Origin of the sequence: Pseudoduganella sp. R-34 (assembly GCF_049904655.1) — a bacterium.
In the GTDB taxonomy this organism is placed as follows: Bacteria; Pseudomonadota; Gammaproteobacteria; order Burkholderiales; family Burkholderiaceae_D; genus Rugamonas.
The window spans coordinates 3,974,951-3,994,394 of record NZ_CP184572.1 but is presented as its reverse complement, the minus strand read 5'-3'; the positions used below and the strand labels follow the sequence as shown (position 1 = coordinate 3,994,394).

Annotated in this window: 16 protein-coding genes; 6 read left to right on the top strand and 10 right to left on the bottom strand. The window is 61.6% G+C overall.

All coding sequences use genetic code 11. The features are described from left to right. Positions 1-243 precede the first annotated feature (243 nt). Positions 244-552: a transcriptional regulator gene (locus tag ACN9MW_RS18225; RefSeq protein WP_426161875.1), complete on the bottom strand. Its 309-nt coding sequence runs from the start codon at positions 550-552 to the stop codon at positions 244-246. Positions 553-644: 92 nt separating this feature from the next. Further along, entirely contained in the window at positions 645-914 is a 270-nt protein-coding gene (locus ACN9MW_RS18220; RefSeq protein ID WP_426161874.1) for a hypothetical protein, read from the bottom strand. Between the two features lie 618 nt (positions 915-1,532). Here ACN9MW_RS18220 and ACN9MW_RS18215 point away from each other — a divergent pair. Genes ACN9MW_RS18215 through ACN9MW_RS18205 form a run of 3 tightly spaced genes read left to right on the top strand, consistent with a single transcriptional unit; the run spans position 1,533 to position 2,363 of the window. Beyond that, positions 1,533-1,880 carry a hypothetical protein gene (locus ACN9MW_RS18215; protein ID WP_426161873.1) on the top strand — a complete coding sequence of 116 codons (348 nt, stop codon included), beginning with the start codon at positions 1,533-1,535 and terminating at the stop codon, positions 1,878-1,880. Positions 1,881-1,906: 26 nt separating this feature from the next. Next, a complete protein-coding gene (locus ACN9MW_RS18210; protein ID WP_426161872.1) occupies positions 1,907-2,104 on the top strand; it encodes a hypothetical protein in 198 nt (65 codons plus the stop codon). Positions 2,105-2,108: 4 nt separating this feature from the next. Continuing rightward, positions 2,109-2,363, top strand: a complete 255-nt coding sequence (locus ACN9MW_RS18205; RefSeq protein WP_426161871.1) for a hypothetical protein — start codon at positions 2,109-2,111, stop codon at positions 2,361-2,363. Here the strand turns inward: ACN9MW_RS18205 and ACN9MW_RS18200 are convergent. Beyond that, a complete protein-coding gene (locus ACN9MW_RS18200; RefSeq protein ID WP_426161869.1) occupies positions 2,350-2,559 on the bottom strand; it encodes a cold-shock protein in 210 nt (69 codons plus the stop codon). The genes ACN9MW_RS18205 and ACN9MW_RS18200 overlap by 14 nt on opposite strands. Before the next feature lie 408 nt (positions 2,560-2,967). On the opposite strand from ACN9MW_RS18200, the gene ACN9MW_RS18195 reads away from it, so the two are divergent. From ACN9MW_RS18195 to ACN9MW_RS18185, 3 genes are all read left to right on the top strand, one after another. After that, a complete protein-coding gene (locus tag ACN9MW_RS18195) occupies positions 2,968-3,216 on the top strand; it encodes a hypothetical protein (protein ID WP_426161868.1) in 249 nt (82 codons plus the stop codon). 18 nt (positions 3,217-3,234) lie between these two features. Continuing rightward, complete coding sequence (locus ACN9MW_RS18190; RefSeq protein ID WP_426161866.1) at positions 3,235-4,308, top strand: diguanylate cyclase domain-containing protein; 1,074 nt, start codon at positions 3,235-3,237, stop codon at positions 4,306-4,308. Between the two features lie 241 nt (positions 4,309-4,549). After that, positions 4,550-5,380 (top strand): hypothetical protein, encoded by an 831-nt coding sequence (locus ACN9MW_RS18185; protein WP_426161865.1) that lies wholly within the window; start codon positions 4,550-4,552, stop codon positions 5,378-5,380. Positions 5,381-5,596: 216 nt separating this feature from the next. Here the strand turns inward: ACN9MW_RS18185 and ACN9MW_RS18180 are convergent, their stop codons facing one another. The 7 genes from ACN9MW_RS18180 to ACN9MW_RS18150 are packed head-to-tail and all read right to left on the bottom strand — an operon-like array spanning position 5,597 to position 19,188. Further along, positions 5,597-7,699, bottom strand: a complete 2,103-nt coding sequence (locus tag ACN9MW_RS18180) for an HlyD family efflux transporter periplasmic adaptor subunit (RefSeq protein ID WP_426161863.1) — start codon at positions 7,697-7,699, stop codon at positions 5,597-5,599. 9 nt (positions 7,700-7,708) lie between these two features. Beyond that, on the bottom strand, positions 7,709-9,067 hold the full coding sequence (locus ACN9MW_RS18175) for an efflux RND transporter periplasmic adaptor subunit (protein WP_426161861.1): 1,359 nt from the start codon (positions 9,065-9,067) through the stop codon (positions 7,709-7,711). Then, positions 9,064-14,970, bottom strand: a complete 5,907-nt coding sequence (locus ACN9MW_RS18170; RefSeq protein ID WP_426161859.1) for an Ig-like domain-containing protein — start codon at positions 14,968-14,970, stop codon at positions 9,064-9,066. The genes ACN9MW_RS18175 and ACN9MW_RS18170 overlap by 4 nt, the downstream gene beginning before the upstream one ends. Before the next feature lies 1 nt (position 14,971). Then, positions 14,972-15,955, bottom strand: coding sequence for a tetratricopeptide repeat protein (locus tag ACN9MW_RS18165; RefSeq protein ID WP_426161857.1), 984 nt, complete (start codon positions 15,953-15,955; stop codon positions 14,972-14,974). Between the two features lie 43 nt (positions 15,956-15,998). Next, positions 15,999-16,832 carry a phage tail protein gene (locus ACN9MW_RS18160; protein ID WP_426161856.1) on the bottom strand — a complete coding sequence of 278 codons (834 nt, stop codon included), beginning with the start codon at positions 16,830-16,832 and terminating at the stop codon, positions 15,999-16,001. A gap of 32 nt (positions 16,833-16,864) precedes the next feature. Continuing rightward, entirely contained in the window at positions 16,865-17,638 is a 774-nt protein-coding gene (locus ACN9MW_RS18155; protein WP_426161855.1) for an efflux RND transporter periplasmic adaptor subunit, read from the bottom strand. Next, entirely contained in the window at positions 17,635-19,188 is a 1,554-nt protein-coding gene (locus ACN9MW_RS18150; protein ID WP_426161854.1) for a TolC family protein, read from the bottom strand. Before ACN9MW_RS18150 ends, ACN9MW_RS18155 begins: the two co-directional genes overlap by 4 nt. Positions 19,189-19,444: the final 256 nt, after the last annotated feature.

Genomic DNA, 19,444 nt, shown 5'->3' with positions numbered 1-19,444 from the left:
CCAAGGGGCGGCTCCGTTGCGGGCTCGGTGCCGCCGCTTCCGCTGCCTGGCGCCAAGAGTGCATTGGCCCATGCTCGATTGCGGGCATTTAGTGGGCGCACTGATACCACGCCGGGAGCAGAGTCAAAGAGCGCTAAAGCGCCGAGCGATGCGTGTCGGCGACCGGCGCGCATCGATGCTGGGCACAATTCTGTACTATGCAGCCAGGTTCGATGGGCAGAATAGGCTGGGGCAGAGCGCACGTTAATGGCTGGTCTTGTGCGGCCAACTTGCCGGATAGCGCACTTGCAAAGAATCCTGTCCAATAAACGCGCCGCTCTTGATGTCATTGCGAAACAGGTCGAGCCACGAGGTGCTGTCACTGATCAGGTATTGTTTGGTCTGTCCGGTCGATTTTCGTCGCACCGTCAATTCACCCTGCAATGCCGGCACTTCATCAGTCTTCGGATCGGTTGTGTCCGTAGCGCTGAGAGAAAAGTCTGCACGAAGTAAGCGACTCCTGCGCAAAATCTTCCGAAACTCGGCAATGTCTTCTGTTTCGAGCAGTTCCATACATCCTCCCAAAGTGATCCTGCCGACGCCATCGCTTGCCATAGACGCGGGTCCCAGTTTCGCGCTGTACTGACGCCGTATGTTGCCGGGAACTAGGCGTCGGACGTAGAGTCTATCTGGTCATCAAGTGACTTCACGCGCATATTTGTGATGTGATTAAACTCAAAGAATGCGATCGCTTGCGCAAACCGATCGGTTTCTGGCAGCGCGCCTGGGTGAAGGTATGCGCGATCCGTATCCCATTGAAGAATGGAGTCCATCAGGTCAGTGCATAGAGGTTCGCTGGGCAGCGCGATGAAGACCAGGCCGGTGCTCCCATCTGAGCGGCAATAGGAGACTTTCCACTGCAGCATGCTCTCCATCGGTTCCTCCCAGCGCCCGAATCCACCATTCCAGTATATCCGGCAATGGCCCGTTTGCACGGCTCGTCTTGGCTGCCGAATTCATTAGGTGAATTTCGTTTGTGGGCGTATATTGGGTAAGCAGGTACCTAGCCAATATCGAGTTTCGTGCCGGTCTTCCTCAGCATTGCTGCCTGACAGCGCAATCGCGTCAAAGCCCATAATCGTCCTGAATTGGTATTGCACATGCGTTTGGCACGCCGTTGGCGTGCAGCGCCGGGAAGGAAGGCTTGCTCGTTGCCGCCACCTTTCCGAGATTGTTCCTGAACGCGAGCGAAGGAGGGCGCCATGCGCCAACACTCAACAACGTGGTTCCAGGGGTGGAATATCCTGCTCAGGTGCGCTGAGTTCAGGTGCCAGGACGGAGCACTGAAGTACGCCTCGACTGCCATACTCAAACATATGCCGCCATCATCGGACTGCACCAGCCTTCAATGGCCGGACAGCATCAGGCGAACGATTATCTTCCCGGACGAGGCGTTCGGATCCCGAGAGGACGCCAACACCGACGCGATGTTAAAGGCCCGGCGTCAGATCTGCGTAATGAATGGGAGTCGGGATAGTTCAGGGGGGAAGGTCATGGAAAGCACGCGCGACACAAATATGCAGCAGGAATCGGATGAAAGCCTGGCGGCACAATTTGAGATTTCGTTCGATGGGAGGCGGTATGCATTTCGGCAGCACCATTACGATGTATTTCGGGATGCCTTGCGTTACGCAGTCGCAGAACACGCCAAAGCCGGCTTCTTGCGCGATGATGCGTTCCAACCGAGCTGGGTGGCGGCATATCACCCAACCGACGAAGACGAAAGCATGATGAAACTGCATGGCATCGCCTATATTGAGGGCCACTTCCTGTATGGAGGCTATCGGTATGGCCAACTGTGCGACGCGATCGCGTTTGCTGAGGACCACCCCAACTTGTAGACCCAGGATCGTGAAGGAGCGCCGGTATGAAGAGGTATCTGCAGTGGGTGGCTGAAGGCCGTCTCTCCTTAAGCTGGCGGCAGCTTTCGCTGGCCGGACTGGTGACAGCGTACATGACCGGACCGATCTCTACCGCGATGCGGCAGCCGACCTTTGCCACGCTGGAGCGTTGCGGCCAGCGTCTCCTGCAGCGCTTTTCCAGGCGATTGGTGAGTTCTGGATAGGGACATGAACCTTGCACTGATTCACTCGACCGCGTGCCGGGATTTGCTCAATGACGGCGACCTGGAGGATGCAGTACGCTATTGCACCTCCCAGGGCATTGAACCACCGGCCCCGCCATGCTCCAAGGCCGTCCCCGACTATTTGCGATGCGTGGAGGTGGCCAAGGAAACCTTGTCAGATTATGGCTGGTGGGAAAAGCGGTTGAAGGTCCAGCACACGCGCGAACGGAAGGCAGCGCAGATTGTCAGGAAGGACTGACGTTGGTCGCCTTTTCGCCTTTAGGGCTGGGGCTGAGCTCGAACGAGACACGCTGGTTCTCGGCGAGCGATTTGAAGCCAGTAGCCTGGATGTCCTGAAAATGGACGAACAGATCTGGTCCTCCTGCGTCTGGGGTGATAAAGCCGAAGCCCTTGGCTTCGTTGAACCATTTAACGATTCCGGTTTGGGTAGTCATCAAATAACCTCAAAAGATGTAGAGTCGGGCCGTTTCCGGCGATACGCGCCAACGAGCAGGGGCAACAGATGAGGGAATCAGACGGGAGTCGCCAAGATAGGCGAGACAGGAGAGAAACCGGCAATTCTTTAGCGGTGCTGAATACGCGGTGAATCCAATATACAGGTCTTTCAGACGAACACCTAGCGATTTTCACGGAACGTGTCAGCTCTGCCGGTTGATGAGTTGATTGGCCAATACGAGGCGGCGGTGCCACTCAGCAAACAACACTTGAAGGACCAGGAAAGTGGGCGGCGCATGGGCCGGAATAGGAATACACTCAGTGCAGGCCGCAAAAGCGAAGAACGCCTTGTGGCTGGGGAACCGGAAGTCATGAAGCATCAACATGTTTAGCATATCGGGACCGAGATGAACGAACGGCAAAGGCGCTCTGACATTGGTACCGCGAAGGCGGTGGCGCGCGGCATCAACATCGAGTCGGTGCGCAACCGGGCGCTGGCACAGAAATACATGGAATACAGGCGCGTTCCCTCGGACGTGATTGCGCGAGTGCTCGACAAGCCGTTGTTGCGCCGAGCCCCCAGTAGCGATCAACTGGTCTCGGAGGCTATTACCCCGTCCAATGCGCCGCCGACGACAGACGAGGTGGAGGACTAGCATGGAGGGCGATGCCCAATGAGAAAGGATCGGGTGGAAACGCGGCAGCTCGGACCAGCCCAGTTGCGCATGTTGTTGACCCTGGCGCGCGACCTGCTTCAGACCGACGAGGCGCAAGGTTCGTTGGCACTGATCGGCCGCGCGCTGGCGGAGACTGTCCGGTTCGATTCGGCCTTGCTGCTCCTGCGCAGCGACCGGACGGAACTGGTCGAATTCGACAGCCACGGCATTGCGCGTTCGGCCGGCACAGACCATCCGCTATACCGCGCCGCCGTGCGTATGACCGCCGACGCGGTAGAGGCTGCGAACGCCCAGTCCTATGATGAACAGCAGCTCGAATACAGGGGGCCGCGCAGGCTGGTGCTGGCCGTGCCCGCGCACGCCGCTGCGGTGGTCCTCGCAGTCAGTTGGGATCACGACTTGGATACGGCGACGCAGGACGCCTACGAACGCACGCTCTCATACATTTTGCAGTTGGCTGGGGCAGCGCTGGGCAAAATCGAGTCGCAGACTTCACTCGAGCGGCTGCTACGCGAACAACGCCAGGAAATCGCTGACACGTCAGTAAGCCATGCGGAAGAATTGCAGCAAAGGGACGCAGCGGTGAGCGAAATGCGGATGCTGTCGTTGACCGACGTGCTGACAGGTCTGTACAACAGGCGCGGCTTCTTCCTGCAGGCCGAACAGATCTATAAGCTTGCGCGCCGCAAGCGTACGAAGAGTGCTGTGATCTTCGCAGATATCGATGGCCTGAAGCGTGTAAACGATCAACTGGGGCATGAGGCCGGAGATGCCATGATCAAGGACGCCGCGCTTGTGTTCCGCCAGTCGTTTCGCCATGCCGATGTTGTTGCACGTCTCGGCGGCGACGAATTTGTTGCATATACCCTGGACGACGAGCAGCCAGGGGTCATCCTGGCGCGTATCGAGGCTAACCTGAGTGCATTCAACTTGATGCAGGAGCGGCCGTATTGCGTCTCGATCAGTGCCGGCGTCGTGCTGGTCGATTCATCTGCGAACCAGACCCTGTCGTACTACGTCCTCCTGGCAGACGAACAAATGTATGCGCAAAAGCGGAGCCGTCTGCATTGAATCAGGCGCCTCCGGCAGACGACGCTTCGCCGTCGCTGCATCCTCGTCGAGGTTTCCCGTCAGGCTGCATAGCGCAGCACCCGGTTAAAAAAACACCGCCAAGCTCATGATTCCTCAGGGGCTTTTTCTATTTGCCGATGGTGAGAACGCGATGCAAGGTAACGATCGGCGCTTGAGCTAATATTGCTTTACCAACAGTCACATGGCACCATAGGCCGTTTTGCATCAACACTAGCGCCTCATGGCATATATTGTCGTCCTCCTCATCGCGATCCTGAACTGCGTCGTTCTGTTCTTCTTTTCGTTCCTAGCCGCCGGCGACGGCAGTGCAAAGGGAATGTTCCAGGTGTGGATCTTCGGCTTTTCGTGGATTGCTCTCTCTTCGTTGGGTTCGCTTGTACTTTGCGCTGAGGGGAAACGGTCGACCGCCATCGGCACTGCTTGCCTAACACTGCCTGTGGGCTATATCGTCGCGTTGGCGAGCATACCCGTCGTCATCGCTTTCAACTCGTTTAAACCCAACTCACCTAAGCTCGAAGCGGTATGCAAAGACGTGGGGCCGCGCTTCATTGCCAAACCAGCATCGACTGTGGAGTCGCTCGCATATGATTGGGAACCTGCCACGTACCCACCCCGGATCAATTATTTCACCTTGGATGCTCGGGGTGCTGCTCAGAATTTGCGAGTAGACCCTCCGAGACTTCCCAAGTCGATTAGGTTCACTGAGGTCCGGTGCTGTCAGCTTGAAGGTGCTGCAACGAACGGGATTCATCCGTTCATTCGCCGCCAGAACGATGGAGACAACTCTGCATCTTACTTCGGTGTTCCAGAGTCGACCGCCGATGTTCTGGTGAAATACAAGGTATCTCGGATCGATCCCAAGGACACCAAAAGTAATCTCGAGTCCGTCGACATAACCGTCTGGGATCGCCGCGACGGACTGTTACTTGCGACGATGCGCTACTTTCTTGATCAACAAACTCATAGCGGTTGCGGCACAACGTCTGAAGGCGTAATGGATGAACAGGCGTTCGTGCTCAAAGCCATTGGTATTTCGGACGGGTTAAGGTAATCGGCTTAGGGCGCACGGTGGTGACCGCGTTAGTCTTTGCGGCGGTTTGGCCGAGCCTCGCGGCGCCCAATGCCTGCGGGGGAGGCGTCTGAACGTACAGGCGCGTCACTATTATTCAAATTGCTCGACCAAGGTTTCGTCACTTTATGGACGCCATTTGATCAAGCGGTCAGCGTCACAGTTGGCCGATTGGTCAGTATGGACGGCGACGCTCAATTAAAAGCCCGCTTCGCGCCAAGCGACGGAGGTTGCGGTGCGCAGGAAGCGCAACGCAGGCGCCTCCCATTGCCCGGCAATGGCGACATGGCCGCGCCATTCCGGATTCGTCGGAGGCAGTTCAGCATCCGCCACGAGCAGCACGCGGTACACAGCATGTTCAGGATACAGCGCGCCAGCCTTCTCCCGCACCAGCACGTCGCCACCAAACGTTGCAGCTAACTCAGGCTCGCCCAAGGTACGGCTGGCATCGCGGTCGATGCTCGACACGCTCAGCTGCACCACGGGCCCGGACATGCCGTCGGCAATGAACAGCGCACGATCTCCTTTGGCGATACGTCGCACGGCCTCTTCGTCGATATAGGTGACAACTTGCCAACGCCCTGGCGTAATCAGCGATCCCAGGTATTCCTGGCCCTTCAGCCAGTCGCCAGGGCGCAGGTCAGGGTCGATATCGACCAGCACGCCGGCATTCGGCGCCACTGGACGGTAGCGCTGCAGGTCCGAGTCCACAGTCGCGCTTTCTGCATTGGCATAAACCAGCTGGTCATGCAGAACCTGCCAGTCCTTGCGGCTTGCCGTGTCCAGGCCGGCTGCTGCTGACTGCCAGGCCAGCGCATCCTGGTGCGCAGTGGTTTCACCTTCGCGAAGCGCCAGTTCTGGCGTAGACAGGCGTAGCAGCGGCATGCCTGCTGCTACTTGCTGGCCATTCTTTACCGGCAGCGCCTCGAGGACTGCATTACCCGGTGCATACAGCGCCAGGCGCTGGCTCGGTTGCAGCAGCCCCGAACTCAGCACGCGATTCGGCCACGGTACCAGGAACAGGCCCGCCAAGAACAGGAAAGCGACGGCACTGCGTTTGGCGCGGCGGCTATGGCGAAGGACGCTCCAGCGCGTGCGCCACGCTTGCAGCTCGCGCCACACTGGCAATGCGACGAACCAGCTGATCTCCACCATGAACAGAAGGATGCCCACGGCCTTGATGAAGAAGTGGTAGACAAGCGCGGCAATCCCTAGGAACACGACCAGGCGATAAATCCACACCATCCAGGCAAATAGAATCAGCCCTTTCTGCAAACGCGGCGGAAAAGGTTCGGGAACTGGGTCGCCCAGCGCGAACAGGCGCTCGCGCAGATCCCAGCGTGCCAGTGCAAACGCTCGGTTGTGCAGGTTGGGCATGCCAAGATAATCCGACAGCAGGAAGTAGCCGTCAAAACGCATGAACGGGCTGGCGTTGATCACCACGGTCGAAATCCAGGTGGTAGTGGAGAGCAGGAAGGCGAGCTGTTTCGGTGCTCCGTCCGGCAACCACACCCATGCCAGCGTGGCCCATGCGGCGATCATCAGTTCTGTCGCGATACCGGCACCTGCGACTGCCAGGCGCTGTTCGCGGCGCGGCAATTTCCATACTTCGTTGGTGTCGGTGTAGGCCACAGGCCACATGACCAGGAAGGCGATGCCCATGGCCGGTACGCGACAGCCGTAACGCTTGGCCGTCAGTGCGTGTCCGAATTCATGGCAGATCTTTGCGAAGGTGACGGCACAGCCGTACAGAAGCGCACCTTGCCAGCTCAGGGTGTCCATCAGCGTTGCGGTAAAACGGTCCCACTCGCGGTAGGCACCGGCCAGTCCGAACACGCCAGCGGCCAGCGTCAGCCAGAGGAATAGCGGCGAGAACAGAAAGGTCAGTTGCGGTGTGAGCCTGCCAAGCCAGCGATCCGGCTTCAGCAGCGGGATGCGGAAGAACAGATAGTTATGCAGCAGCCATTCGTACCAGCTGCCGCGCTGGCGGTCGCGCATGGCGGCCAGTTCCGCAGCAGCGCCAAGCGCTGGTTGCAGGAGTTGCTGATTTGCGAGGAAGGCCTGCAATCGTTCGAGATCTCCTGCTTCCAGCTGCAAGGTGGTATCGCGGTTGACCTGTGCAAGCAAGGCTTGTGGCTCGTGCAGGCCCCAGCGGTTCAGCATTTCAAAGCTGGGCCAGTCCAGTTGGAAGAACAGATTGCGCACCGGGTCGTGCAGCGTCCAGCTGGGCTGGCCGTCGGCCAGGCGCGGCCCGACTGAGATCGATAGTTCCTGGCGCAGCAGGGGAAGGCGTGATGACATGGGGCGCCCTTAAAGTGCGATGAACTGGCGAATGCTGGCCAACGGCCGGCGCAGTATCCAGTAGATCAGTGGTACACGCTCTCCGCCCAGTTTGGCTGTGCCTTTGAGGCCGATACGCTGGCCGGAGGGGGCGTTCAGCCTCGCGCGCACCCGATAGGCGTAGCTTCCGTCCGGACGAGTCACGGCGCGGTGGCTCATGTAGCGTAGCGAACCGCTCAGTGGCGACATTGGCGTCGTGGCCAGGTAGAGATGTAGTGGGGCGTTGTTGGCCAGGGGGATGGCATCGCCAATCGGTACCCAGGCTTCGATTTCAACATCGTCAGGCGCTGCGACCTGCATGATGCGCTCGCCGGTTTGCACCGGACGGCCTATCCATTCGGATGGATCGTCGAACAGGACGATGCCGGCCTGCGGCGCCAACACCCGCGAGCGCTGCGCCAGGCCTTCAAGGAATTCGGCCTGGGCCTGCTTCTCCGCCACCTTGCCGAGCGCCGCGGCCAGCTGGCTTCGTGCGCGTGGATCGTTGAGCATCAGCTGGGCGTTCTGGCGATACTCTGCCTGTGCGGTGGACAGGGCCTCGCGCGCTACATTCAGCCGGCTGCCAATAGGAGCCTGGTCGAATGAGAACAGCGGCTGGCCAGCCGTCACCACCTGGTTCGGACGTACGGAGATTGCGGCGATCACGCCATCGAGCGGCGCGCGTATGGTGGCCGGATTGGCCGGCACCAGTTCGCCCGGCGCCAGAACCGTCAGCCGAACCGGAAACATCAGCACGGCCAGAAGCACGGCAACAGTGCCCAGCCGGCGAGGCCAGCGCTTGTCCTGGGTGCCGCCTTGCCACCAGCCGCGTAGCAGCGTGGGCAGGCGGCCCAGTGACCAGCCCGGCGACGGATGCGCGGCGCGCCAAGCGTGCTGCCAGATGTCCATCCATTCGCTCAACAGCGCCAGTTGATGGGGCGGCAGGGCAGCCTCACCGGCCAGCAGCAGGCCGCCTGGACTGGCCAAGCCACGCAGCGGCAACCAGGTCGCGTGCGCTGGCAGCCATTCGTCCCATTCGCCTTTGATGGCAGTTGGAAGCTGGGCTGGATCGATGTCCAGCGGCGTCGTCAGCGTGTGCTGTTCGGAGAGTGTGCGGCAAAGCTGGTCCAGCCACTGCGCGTAGGGTGCATTGGCTTCCACCGTGACCACGCCGGACAGGGTATGCACGCCACTGGACTGGAACCATAGCGCAGCCTGGCGATAAGGCGCCATCGCACGGCTGTCGTTCACCGCCAGGAAGGCCAGTTCGTTGGCACTGGCCGCAGCGCGCGCGCGCTGGGCCAGTTCCAGCAGGAGCAGCAAGGGATTCTGCAGTGCGCCGTCGTTCATGGCGAGAGCGCCGCCAGACGGGCCGCAGCCGCACTGCGCGCCGCGCGCAGCTGTTCACCGAGACTTGACCGGCCGGCCGGTTCTGCATGCCATTCGCTGTGCTTACCGGCTTGCCCATCCTTGGAAACGACAATCTTGAACACCTGTGTTGCGATATGGCCTTTGCTGTCGCGCGCAATGACCTTGAAGCTCAGGGTGCCTTCGAAAGCCGGCGGTGACGTGCCTTCAAAGCGCCCGGTGCGGGCATCAAACCTGATCCATCCGGGAAGCGGTGAACCGTCCGCCGATTGCGCGCTCAACATGACGCTCGCGCTCTTGCTCGATTGGGCAAAGGCATCGCTGCCTATCTGTACGGATATCCGCTGGCCGCTAGCGCTGCTGACATCCGGGATAGGCCGGTATGCCACCAGCGTATCGCCACCCGGCAGTTCCGGCACGATGGCGATCTGGAAGGTGACACCGGTCGATCCTTGTACATCGCTGAAGGTCGTTGCGCTTCGGCCTGGGTCGAATCCTGGAACCGGTGCCAGTGCGACGGTGGCTGGCAGAATGTCCAGCACCGGTTTGGGCGCGGCGCCCGGCCAACTGGAGGCAATGTCCCCGCCCATGCTGGTCAGCGGCAGCACCAATGGCGCCGTCGCATCCGGGTGGTCCTGCCCCTGCTGGTCATCCCCACCCGGAACGACGGTGAATGGCGCACTGGGCGGGGCAACTGCCATCATCGGCGTAACGGGCAAGGGAATCGCTGGTGGCACCGCAGTATTGATCACCAGCGTGGCGCCGCTATTGCCGGCGGTATCGCGTACGGCTACTTGTACGCTGCTGGCACCGTTGCTGTTCACGGACCAGGCTCGACCGATGGTGCTGACAGCAGACCAGGTGGTTCCGCCATCTAACGAAGCGTGCAAGGCTTCGCCGGCAGCCAAAGGGGCCGAGAGGGCACCGTCGACGATGCCATCCGTGCTTAGCGAGATGAGCGATGGCGCGGTGGTTGGTGCAGTGGTGTCCAGTGTGAATGCATGCTGCAGTGGCGTGCCGCTCCCGCTGACGCTGGTAACGCGCGCCATCAGGGTGTTGCTGCCATTGAGCGTCACGTTGGCGCTCCAGCTATTTCCGCTGGCATTTGCCGGGCTCCAGGTGGCGCCGCCGTCGACTGACACTTCCACCGTTTGGCCGTTGAACAGTGGGGCCGATAACGTTCCGCTCACGGTCTGTGCAGCCACGTTGGTGATGAAATCGCTGTTGCTGATGCCGCTATCCGCCGACAGCTGGAAGCCGGTAACCAGTGGTGTGGAGGCGATGGTTAGCTTGCCGGTGCCGCTGCTGGGATTGCCGGCGGGATCGGTGGCGGTCGCAAGGATGTCGTAGCTGCTGTTTTGAGCAAGGGCCAGGGTGCCGCTGGCGGGCGTGGCGCTGGAAAGGTCCAGGCTCCAGTGGCCACCGACTGGGCTGACGACGTATTTCGCACCGCCGACCGTGACGGTAAGCGTCTCGCCGCCAGCCAGCGCAGCGCTGCCTGACAGCACCGGCGCCAGATCGCTACTGAACACTGTATTGGCAGATGGACTGACTGGCGCTGTCGTGTCGAAAACATAGGCTTGCGTGTGGACCGGACCATCGTTGCCGGCGACGTCGCTTACTTTCACCAGCAGGGTATTGCTGGCACTGAGCGTCTGGCCGCCAAGCGACCAGGTACTTTGGCCGACGCTGGCGCTGGCGGCGTGCCAGCTGGCGCCATTGTCCAGGGAAACGTAAACGGTTTCGCCGGCCCCCAGGTTGGCGGACAGCATGCCGCTGAGGGTTTGCGCCGCTACGCTGGTGATGAAATCGCTCGCGCTGCTGCCGCTGTCGCCGGAAAAGGATGCGCTGGCGATGGCGGTGGCCGGTGCCGTCGTGTCGAGCACGTAGGCCTTGCTGGTAATGGCGCCATCATTGCCGGCGGCATCTGTCATACGCAGCTGCAAGGTGTTGCTGCCGCTTAGCGTGATGCCATCCCAGTTCAGCGTTGTGCCGCTGACCTTGCTGGTGATGTCGGTCCAGGTGGCGCCGTTGTCCAGCGAGCCAAACATACGTTCGCCGCTTGCCATCGCGGCGCTCAGGGTGGCGCTGATGGTTTGCGCGCTGATGTTGGTGACCAGGTCGCTATTGCTGATGCCGGTGTCGCTGGAGAAGGCGATATTGCTGAAAGCGGCAGCAGGAGCGGCGGTGTCCAGCACGTAGGCAAAGGAGGCGGCGCTGCCGGCGTTGCCGGCGGGGTCGACGACGCGCACTTGCAATGTGCTGCTGCCGGTGAGTACGACGGGTGCGGCAAGCGACCAGCTGTTGCCTGAGGCAAGAGCGGTGGTCCAGGTGGCGCCGTTGTCCAGCGAGACTTGTACGCTGTCCCCGGCCGGCAGGCTCCCGGTCAGCGTGCCGCTGATGCTTTGCGCTGCCACATTGGTGATCAGGTCCGTGCCGGAAATGCCGGTATCGGCCGAGAATGCTGCCGTGCTTCCGGTGACGACAGGCGCAATGGTGTCGATATCAATGTTCTTGTTGGCGCCGAGCGAGCTGGCGGCGCCCGGTGCGGCCAGTGTCAAGGAGGCGCTTTGGCCGCTGGCGCCCGCGTCCGCAATGGTGGCGCCATTAAGGGAAAGGGCGCTGCTGCTGGTGTAATCGAGATCGGCGCTGTTTTCTCCCGCCATCACCGTATAGCTGAAGGTCAGGGTGCTGCTGCCGCTGCCGCCGCTGTACGTAGCGGTACCACCGGAGTTGAGTGCCAGCGTCGGCGTGCCGCCGGTAGTGTCAACGTTCACGGTGCCGCTGAAATCGACCGTGATGGTGATGGTGCTGCCAGTGCGATAGGCGCCGTCTGCGGTAGTCGAGCTGATGTTGGTGACACTGGGTTGCGAGCCATCGACCAGGATCGCTGCCGTGCTGCCGACGCTATTCAGCGTGTTGACGCCGATGTTTCCCGCCAAGTCGGATAGCACGCCGCCGTTGGATGTCATGGCGCCGACCGTGATGCCGTCGCTGTCGCTGTCGCCGTTGACCACGGTATAGCGGAACAGCAGGGCACTGGTGCCAGAGCCGGAAAGGTAGTTGGCATAGCGTGTGGTGGCGCCAATCACCATCGCGATACGCGGCGTGCCGCCACTGGTGTCCACGTATACGGCTTCGCTGAAGTTGACAGTAAAGTCCAGCGTATTGCCAGTGTAGTAGGTGGCGTTCGCCGGCACGGACACGGAATTGACCACTGGAGCAGTTGTATCCACTGTCACCGCAATGGCACTGGACGATGCAGAGACATTGCCGGCCGCGTCAGTTGCCGTTGCGGAGATGTTGTGGCTGCCCTCGCCAAGCGTGGTCGAAGTGTAGCTCCAGACACCACCGCTGGCGGTCACGCTGCCCAGCAGCACAGCGCCATCGTAGATCCTGACCGTGCTGCCATTCTCTGCGCTTCCCGTGAACGTAGGCGTGTTGACATTGGTGACCAGGTCGCTGCTGGAAATACCGCTGTCGATGGTCAGCACCGGCGCGGACGGCGCGGAAGGGACGCCGGTGTCCAGCACATAAGCTTGGCTGCTTGCCGCGCCCTGGTTGCCGGCGGCGTCCACTACCTTCAGCTGCAGGGTGTTGCTGCCTGTGAGGGTAACGCCCGTCCAGCTCAGCGCGGTGCCGCTGACGTTGCTGGTGATGTTCGTCCATGTGCTGCCGCCATCGAGCGAACCGTACAGGATATCGCCTCCTGCCAGGCTGCCACTCAATGTGGCACTGATGGTCTGGCTGGCGGAATTTGTGATGAAGTCGCCAGCGGCTCCACTGTCGTTGGAGAAAGCCAGGCCGCTGAACGTCGTGCTGGGCGCCGTGGCGTCGTAGACATAGGCCTGGACTAGCACGGTGCCGTCGTTTCCGGCAGTGTCGGATACCTTGATGCGCATATTGTTACTGGCGGTGAGCGTGACGCCTGCCAGCGACCAAGTGTTCGTGCCGACCGTCGTGGTGGCCGCGGTCCAGGTGGCGCCGTTGTTCATCGAGACGTACACCGTCTCGCCGGATTGCAGGTTGGCCGACAGCGTGCCACTGACCGTTTGCGACGCGACGTTGGTGTTGAAGTCGCTGCCGGAACTGCCGCTGTCGTTCGAGAAGCTGACGGTGCTGATCGTGGTGGCCGGCGCGACGGTATCCAGCGTATAGCTCTTGCTGTAGGTGCTGCTGTCGTTGCCGGCAGCGTCGGTCACCTTCAGCATCAGGGTATTGGTCCCGCTGCCGAGCGTGGCCCCGTTCCACGTCAGCGTGGTGCCGGAAACCTTGGCGGTGATATCGGTCCAGGTGCTGCCACCATCGAGCGAGCCCTTGAGCACATCGCCCGCGCTCAGCGTACTGCCGAGGGTGGCGCTGATGGTCTGGCTGGAGACGTTGGTGATCAAGTCGGTGTTGCTGGCACCGGTATCGGTTCCCAGCGCCGCGTTGCTGAAGGTGGTGGCGGGCGCCGTGGTGTCCAGGGTGTAGGTGTGCGTATAGGCCGTACTGGAGGTATTGGAATTGGAAACGCGGGCCTGGAAGGTATTGCTGCCGGACAGGGTGGTGGTGGTGCTCCAGCTGCTGGAGCCGACGGTGTAGCTGGTGGCATCGCTCCAGGTACTGCCGTTGTCGTAAGACACCTGCACCTTTTCACCCGTGCCCAGCGCGCTGCTCAGCGTACCGCTGATCGTCTGGCTGGCAACGTTGGTGATGAAGTCGCTGCTGCTGGTGCCGCTATCGGACGACAGCGAGGCGCTATTGACCACGGCGACCGGCGCTATCGTCTGGATGTTGATGAAATTAAAATTTTGGAAAAGGGTGAAATCATTTGCGGTCAGCACGATGCTGACTACGTTCCTGACCGTGCTGCCCAAACCTGAGAGGGTTTGCCAGCTGCCGTTTGCCACGCCCGGCGACACCGTGTTGGTATGGTTGCCGGCATCGGTGTATTGGATGCTTATTCCGCTGGCATTGGTGCCCACATCAAGGCCGCTCAGGTCGAACATATAACCAGACTGGGCCGAGATGGTCAGCTTGACGCCACTCCCGGTACTGGTATCGAATGCATACAATCCGTCTGTCCCGAAGGATGCATCCATGCCGACGCCGAAGCCCGGGTCGCCGGCAAAGGTAAAGGTAACGCCGTTGACGCTCTTGGTGAACTGATAGTTCGAATAATCGGCGTCGCTGTTGGTGATGGTGACCAGGGTCAGCAAGTCCTGGTAGTCACTGATGCGCAGCGCCTCGGTTTCAATCTTGCCCGCACGGACTTCAAGCCCCCAGTTGCCGCCTTTGCCGGCGGCGCCGGTCGCGTCGGTCGACGCCGCCACATCGGCGCCGGTCGCGCGTGCCAGGCCATCCAGCAGCGCAGTGCCTTTGCCACCGGCGGCGACATCGCAGGCATAGAACAGCAGGTCGCCGTCGCTGGACAGCGCCTTGCCCAGTTGCGCCAGTTCCCGCTGGGTCGCGGCCGACGACAGCGAGCTCTCGCTCAGGTGCATGGTGCCGAGATCGACCACGCTTTGCGCACCGTGCGACAGGACGTGAATCGCGTCGTAACCGTTTTGGCTGGCAGCCCATTGCGCGATTTGCGCCAGGCCGTCCTTGCTGCCGTCGAATTCGACGATGCCGACGCCGGCGCGCAGGCCGGCTTCCAGAGTCTTGTAGTTGGCCAGCGAGGTATCGACGATCGCCACTTCCTTCTTGCCTTGGTCCTTGGCCGGCTCGGCCGCCCGCACCGTGACCGCGGGCGGGACCGGCGGTGCTTCGTGCGCCTGGGCGGCATGCGCAGCATCGGCGACAGCACCGTCGAACATGAAACGCTGCTCCAGCGGCAGCAGTTGGGAGCTGCGGCGCAGGGGGCGGCGGCGTCGATCGGCGGGGAAGGATGAATCGTTCATGTCAGGCTCCAGGGGATGCGCCGGTGGCGCGAGGTGCGGCAAATTTGCCCAAATGGTCGGCGACTTTCCGGTCCAGTCCGGGGCGCCATTCGGCGGGCATGAGGGCCAGGACACTGGCCAGCAGTTTTTCAGCCGGGGCCGGGTCGGCCAGGCTGGCCTTGGCTGCGCTGGCCCACAGGTAGGCCTTGGCCAGGTGTTCTGCGCTGGGCGCGCCGGTGTCGGCTTGCGGTGGCTGATGGGCATACAGGACGGCGGTAGGCAGGTAGGCCGGCGCGTAGCCGGCGGCAGCCAGGGCTTCCATATTGCCCAGCGCCGCATTGCTGTCGACCGGGCCGCCATCGCCCTGGGACTGCATGATGGCCAGCTGGTACCGTGCCTCGGGCACGTTGTGTCCGGCGGCCAGTTGGTACCAGTGGCGCGCGCCGGCAAGATCGCGCGGCACGTCAGGATCGTTTTGCAGGTAATTGGCCAGCAACAGCATGGCCGGCGGCGAATTGGCCATCGCGGCCTGGGCGCACAGGTTCAGGCCGCGCACCACATCCCTGGCAATGTAACGACCACGGATGTAGAACTCGGCTGCCGAACACAGCGAGATCTTGTGGCCGCCATCGGCAGCGGCCAGGTATTCGGCCAGCGCGGCACCCGCGTTTCCAGGTACGTCGGGTGTACGCATCAGGCAGTTCGCGGTGTAGTGCTGGGCGGTCGGAATCTTGCCCTTGGCAGCCTTGGCAAACCAGGCACAGGCGGCATCCTGGTCAACGGGGCGGCCCCAGCCAATTTGGTGAAACAGCCCTAGCATGAATTGAGCCAGTGGATTCTTGCCACTCTGGCGCAGGAATGCAGGATAGGCGTGCGCATAATCGCCTTTGTCCAGCAAAGCGTAGGCGGCATGCAGCGGCTCTGCATAGTCTGATGCCTTTTTTGCGCTCGCTGGCGCCGCAAACAGCGCGGCGGCGAGCAGGAGGGAAATGCGAATGGACTGCATATCGTTCCAAAGGCCGCTCTCCCTGAAGAGCGGCCGCGTTGCTTTAGTTGCGGGAAGGGTAAACGCCCTGGGTGGAAATAAAGTAATTCATCACAAGGTAAGGCTGCATATTGCTGAACGGCGTGCTGCCGCCGGCCGGGCCGGTGTTGCCGCTGCCCGGCGCGGTGCCGCTCAGCGTGGCGCTGGCCGATGCCGGCAGGGTGACGGGGATCGTGCTGGTGGAGCTCACCGCGATGCTGCCGCCGAAGGTGCCCGCCGCCATGTTGACGTCAGGCGCGGTAGTCGAGTAAATCTTGTTGCTTGGGGAGGCCGTAGTCGCCAGCGCAGCACCACCGGGAGCCGAGGCTGTACCGTTGCCACTGAACGCTTTCAGCGTCAGGGCGCTGGTGTTCGCCGTGAAGGTCGCACCGCTCAACGCGGCGGTGGCGCCGGTGGCTTTGCTCAGGTCGAGCGTGACCGCGACGCCATTCAGGCTGGCTGCGCCGGAGCTATGGACGTGGAGAGGCATTTGCGCCATCGTCAGGGTGGCGTTGGCAACACCGCCAGCCTGGCCCACTGTATAGGGGATGCCATCGGCACCGGTGCCCGCGCCTACCACCACGCGGCCGCGCAGGTCGGGCAGGGCGAACGTGCTCTGGCCGTTGCCGCCATAGGTCGTTCCAAGCAGCGAGAACAAGGCGGAGTTTTGCGAGATGTTCAGCAGTTGACCGGCGGCCGGCAGAAAACCACGGAAGTCATTGCTGCTCCAGGCCATGATGCAGACTGACGACAAATACGGTTCTGCCGAGCAGGCATAGGCGCTGCTGTTCCAGCCAGCGGCAGCGGCCAGGGTCGCGGTCAGGGTGAGGCAACGGGTGATGCGAGAGCGCGAATTCATTGGATCCCCTTTCTTTCCGTTGTGGTAAAAGATCACTTCGGCGTTGGCGGCGTCATCAGCACTTTGCCGCTCATGCCGGCGATCAGCTCGCCGTAGCGGCCTTCGATGACGGCTGTCAATTTGACCGACTGGCTGACCGGGTCGACTTTGGCAGCGATACGCTGCACCTTGGCCGGGTAGGTTTTGCCGGTTTCATCGATACTGACCTGGAAGGCGCTGCCGCTGTGCACCCAGTTGAGCCAGCGCGACGGCACAATGAATTCCAGTTCCAGCGCGCTGTCGTCGATGATCTCCATCAATGCCTGGCCGGGCTGCACATACTGCTGCTCACGCGCCTTTTGCTCGGCGATGCGGCCGGCAAATGGCGCGCTGACCTGGCATTTGCCCAGCAGCGCGCGGCTGGCCCCCACTTCGGCCTGGGCCTTCAGCATTTCCGCCTTTGACACATCCAGCTCGACCTTGCCAACCGAGTTCAGTTGAGCCAGCTTCTGGTTGCCCTTCCAGTTGGTGTCGGCCGCCATCAGCGCCGCCTCGGCCTTGGCCTGCTGCGCTTGCTGCAGCGTACAGTCGAACTGCACCAGCAACTGGCCCTGCTTGAACGATGCGCCTTCAGCCAGCGGCAGGCGATTGATCTTGGCGCCGATCTCGGCGGCAAGGGTCGTGTAGCGGCGCGGCATCAACTGGGCACGGATCTCACGGCTATCGAGCGCAGCGCCGACCGTTGGCGGCGTGGCGGCCCGGGTGCTCAACAGGGGCAGGGCGGCAGCTGCCAGCAGGCTGGCCAGGGTAGTGCGTCCAGCGCTCATTTACCGTCCTTCAGCGGCGGCAGCTGGCCCTGGTTCCAGCGTTGCAGCGACTGCCCGACGGCCGCGGTCAGTTGGTCCAGCGGCATGTTGGCGGCACCTGCGATGGCCGGCTCCATGCCCAGCGTCGCCTGCAGGCGCGAGGCAGCGGCCTGCGCGTTGGACAGCGCCTGGTAGCGGCGCAGCTGCGACAGGACAGTGCTGCTCTGCTGCGAAATGCGGTCCAGGGCCGACTGCTTCTGCACTTCGGCCTGGTTGGCGACGTGCTGGGCGATGCGATTGTCGACGCCCGCAATGGCGTCGGCGCGCTCGTACTGGCGGATCGTGTTGGCATATTGCAGGCGCGCGATATGCAGTTGGCTCAGCACGGCCATTTGGGTCGCCATGCGGCGCTGGTTGGCCAGCGCAACACCATCATCGGCCAGGCGCATCTGTGCCGGGGCCGATAGCAAGCCCAGGAGGTTGAAGGAAATCTGTGCGCCCGCTTCGTTCCAGTTGCGGTGGATCAGGTAGTCGTCATTGCTGTGCTTGACGCCATAGTTGAATGACAGGCCAGGGAAGATCTTCAGCAGCGCACGCCGGGTTTCCTGCTGGGCGATGCGGGCGTTGTAGATGCCTTCGCGCAGGTCCGGGTTGCGCAATAGTGCGTACTCTTCCAGACGGTCGACCGGCTGCTGCAGCCAAGCAGCGTTGACTTCGTTGGCCGGCTCGACCACGGTGTAGTCAGCTGTCAGCGGCAGGTTTGCCAGGGTGGCCAACTCGACTTTGCCGGTCGACAGCTCCTGTTCGATCGTTTCCAGCAGGCGCAGGTTTTCCAGCAGCTGGCGTTGGTAACGCAGCGGTTCCAGCGGCGTACGGATGCGGTCGTCTTCAGCCTTGCGCGCATCCTTGAGCGCCGCCTCGGAATCGGCAATGGTCTGGCGCAGCTGCGGCAGCAGATTTTGCGCCGCCACGACCCGCCAGTAGGCCGAGCGAACGTCCTGCACCAGGTTATTCAGGGCCTTGCGATGGCGCTCGGCGGCGATCAATACACGGTCGGCGTTCTGGCGCGCGGCGTAATAGCTTTGGCCGAAGTCGAGCAGGCTCCAGGAAATGCCAATTTCTGTATTCAGCGCTTGGCGTTCGGAAGAAATATACGGGTGGGCCAGCGACGGTTCACCGGTGACCGAATCGGTGCTGCGCGTGATCAGGTCGTTGCTGCGGTCGCGGTAGCCGGCCGAGGCTACCAGCTTGGGCAGCATATCGTATTTGCCTGCTTCAAAACTGTCCTGAGCCACTGCCAGTTCTATAGCGCGGAAGCGGCGGTCAGCGTTGTATTTGATGGCGCGGGCGATGGCGTTGTCCAAGGTCAGCGGGCCGTTTAGCGGCTCGACGTCGCGGGCCAGGGCGGTTTTGTCCTCCCGCAGCGCGGCGCGCACTTCAGGCAACGTCAGCTTGGCGCCATCGACGTTCAACGTCGAGCAGCCTGACAGGATCAGCAGGCTGGCGGCGCCAAGCGCGATTTTGTTTATTGGACGGTATTTATTCTGAAGCTTGCAAGGAATGGAGCGCATTAATTTGATTTCTCAGTTAATGGTGCCAGGTTATCGAGGAGGTAAGGGTTTGGCTTACTGGCTCATAGGACCATAAAATACATGGGATTTTAGACTTGCCTCTGGAAAAACAATATTCTGTTACGCTTCCGAACGAATGTGTAGGATTTCCGCAACCATCAGGAAAGGGTGGCTGGGCTTGAACTTAGGCTTTCAATTCAATATGTGAGCATTGGAGAGAATTAAATGGAAGGCGGGCGCATGCTTTTCTACTTTT

Coding starts and splice junctions, on each gene's coding strand:
- ACN9MW_RS18225 (WP_426161875.1), bottom strand. CDS start 552: ATGGAACTGCTCGAAACAGAAGACATTGCCGAGTTTCGGAAGATTTTG.
- ACN9MW_RS18220 (WP_426161874.1), bottom strand. CDS start 914: ATGGAGAGCATGCTGCAGTGGAAAGTCTCCTATTGCCGCTCAGATGGG.
- ACN9MW_RS18215 (WP_426161873.1), top strand. CDS start 1,533: ATGGAAAGCACGCGCGACACAAATATGCAGCAGGAATCGGATGAAAGC.
- ACN9MW_RS18210 (WP_426161872.1), top strand. CDS start 1,907: ATGAAGAGGTATCTGCAGTGGGTGGCTGAAGGCCGTCTCTCCTTAAGC.
- ACN9MW_RS18205 (WP_426161871.1), top strand. CDS start 2,109: ATGAACCTTGCACTGATTCACTCGACCGCGTGCCGGGATTTGCTCAAT.
- ACN9MW_RS18200 (WP_426161869.1), bottom strand. CDS start 2,559: ATGACTACCCAAACCGGAATCGTTAAATGGTTCAACGAAGCCAAGGGC.
- ACN9MW_RS18195 (WP_426161868.1), top strand. CDS start 2,968: ATGAACGAACGGCAAAGGCGCTCTGACATTGGTACCGCGAAGGCGGTG.
- ACN9MW_RS18190 (WP_426161866.1), top strand. CDS start 3,235: ATGAGAAAGGATCGGGTGGAAACGCGGCAGCTCGGACCAGCCCAGTTG.
- ACN9MW_RS18185 (WP_426161865.1), top strand. CDS start 4,550: ATGGCATATATTGTCGTCCTCCTCATCGCGATCCTGAACTGCGTCGTT.
- ACN9MW_RS18180 (WP_426161863.1), bottom strand. CDS start 7,699: ATGTCATCACGCCTTCCCCTGCTGCGCCAGGAACTATCGATCTCAGTC.
- ACN9MW_RS18175 (WP_426161861.1), bottom strand. CDS start 9,067: ATGAACGACGGCGCACTGCAGAATCCCTTGCTGCTCCTGCTGGAACTG.
- ACN9MW_RS18170 (WP_426161859.1), bottom strand. CDS start 14,970: ATGAACGATTCATCCTTCCCCGCCGATCGACGCCGCCGCCCCCTGCGC.
- ACN9MW_RS18165 (WP_426161857.1), bottom strand. CDS start 15,955: ATGCAGTCCATTCGCATTTCCCTCCTGCTCGCCGCCGCGCTGTTTGCG.
- ACN9MW_RS18160 (WP_426161856.1), bottom strand. CDS start 16,832: ATGAATTCGCGCTCTCGCATCACCCGTTGCCTCACCCTGACCGCGACC.
- ACN9MW_RS18155 (WP_426161855.1), bottom strand. CDS start 17,638: ATGAGCGCTGGACGCACTACCCTGGCCAGCCTGCTGGCAGCTGCCGCC.
- ACN9MW_RS18150 (WP_426161854.1), bottom strand. CDS start 19,188: ATGCGCTCCATTCCTTGCAAGCTTCAGAATAAATACCGTCCAATAAAC.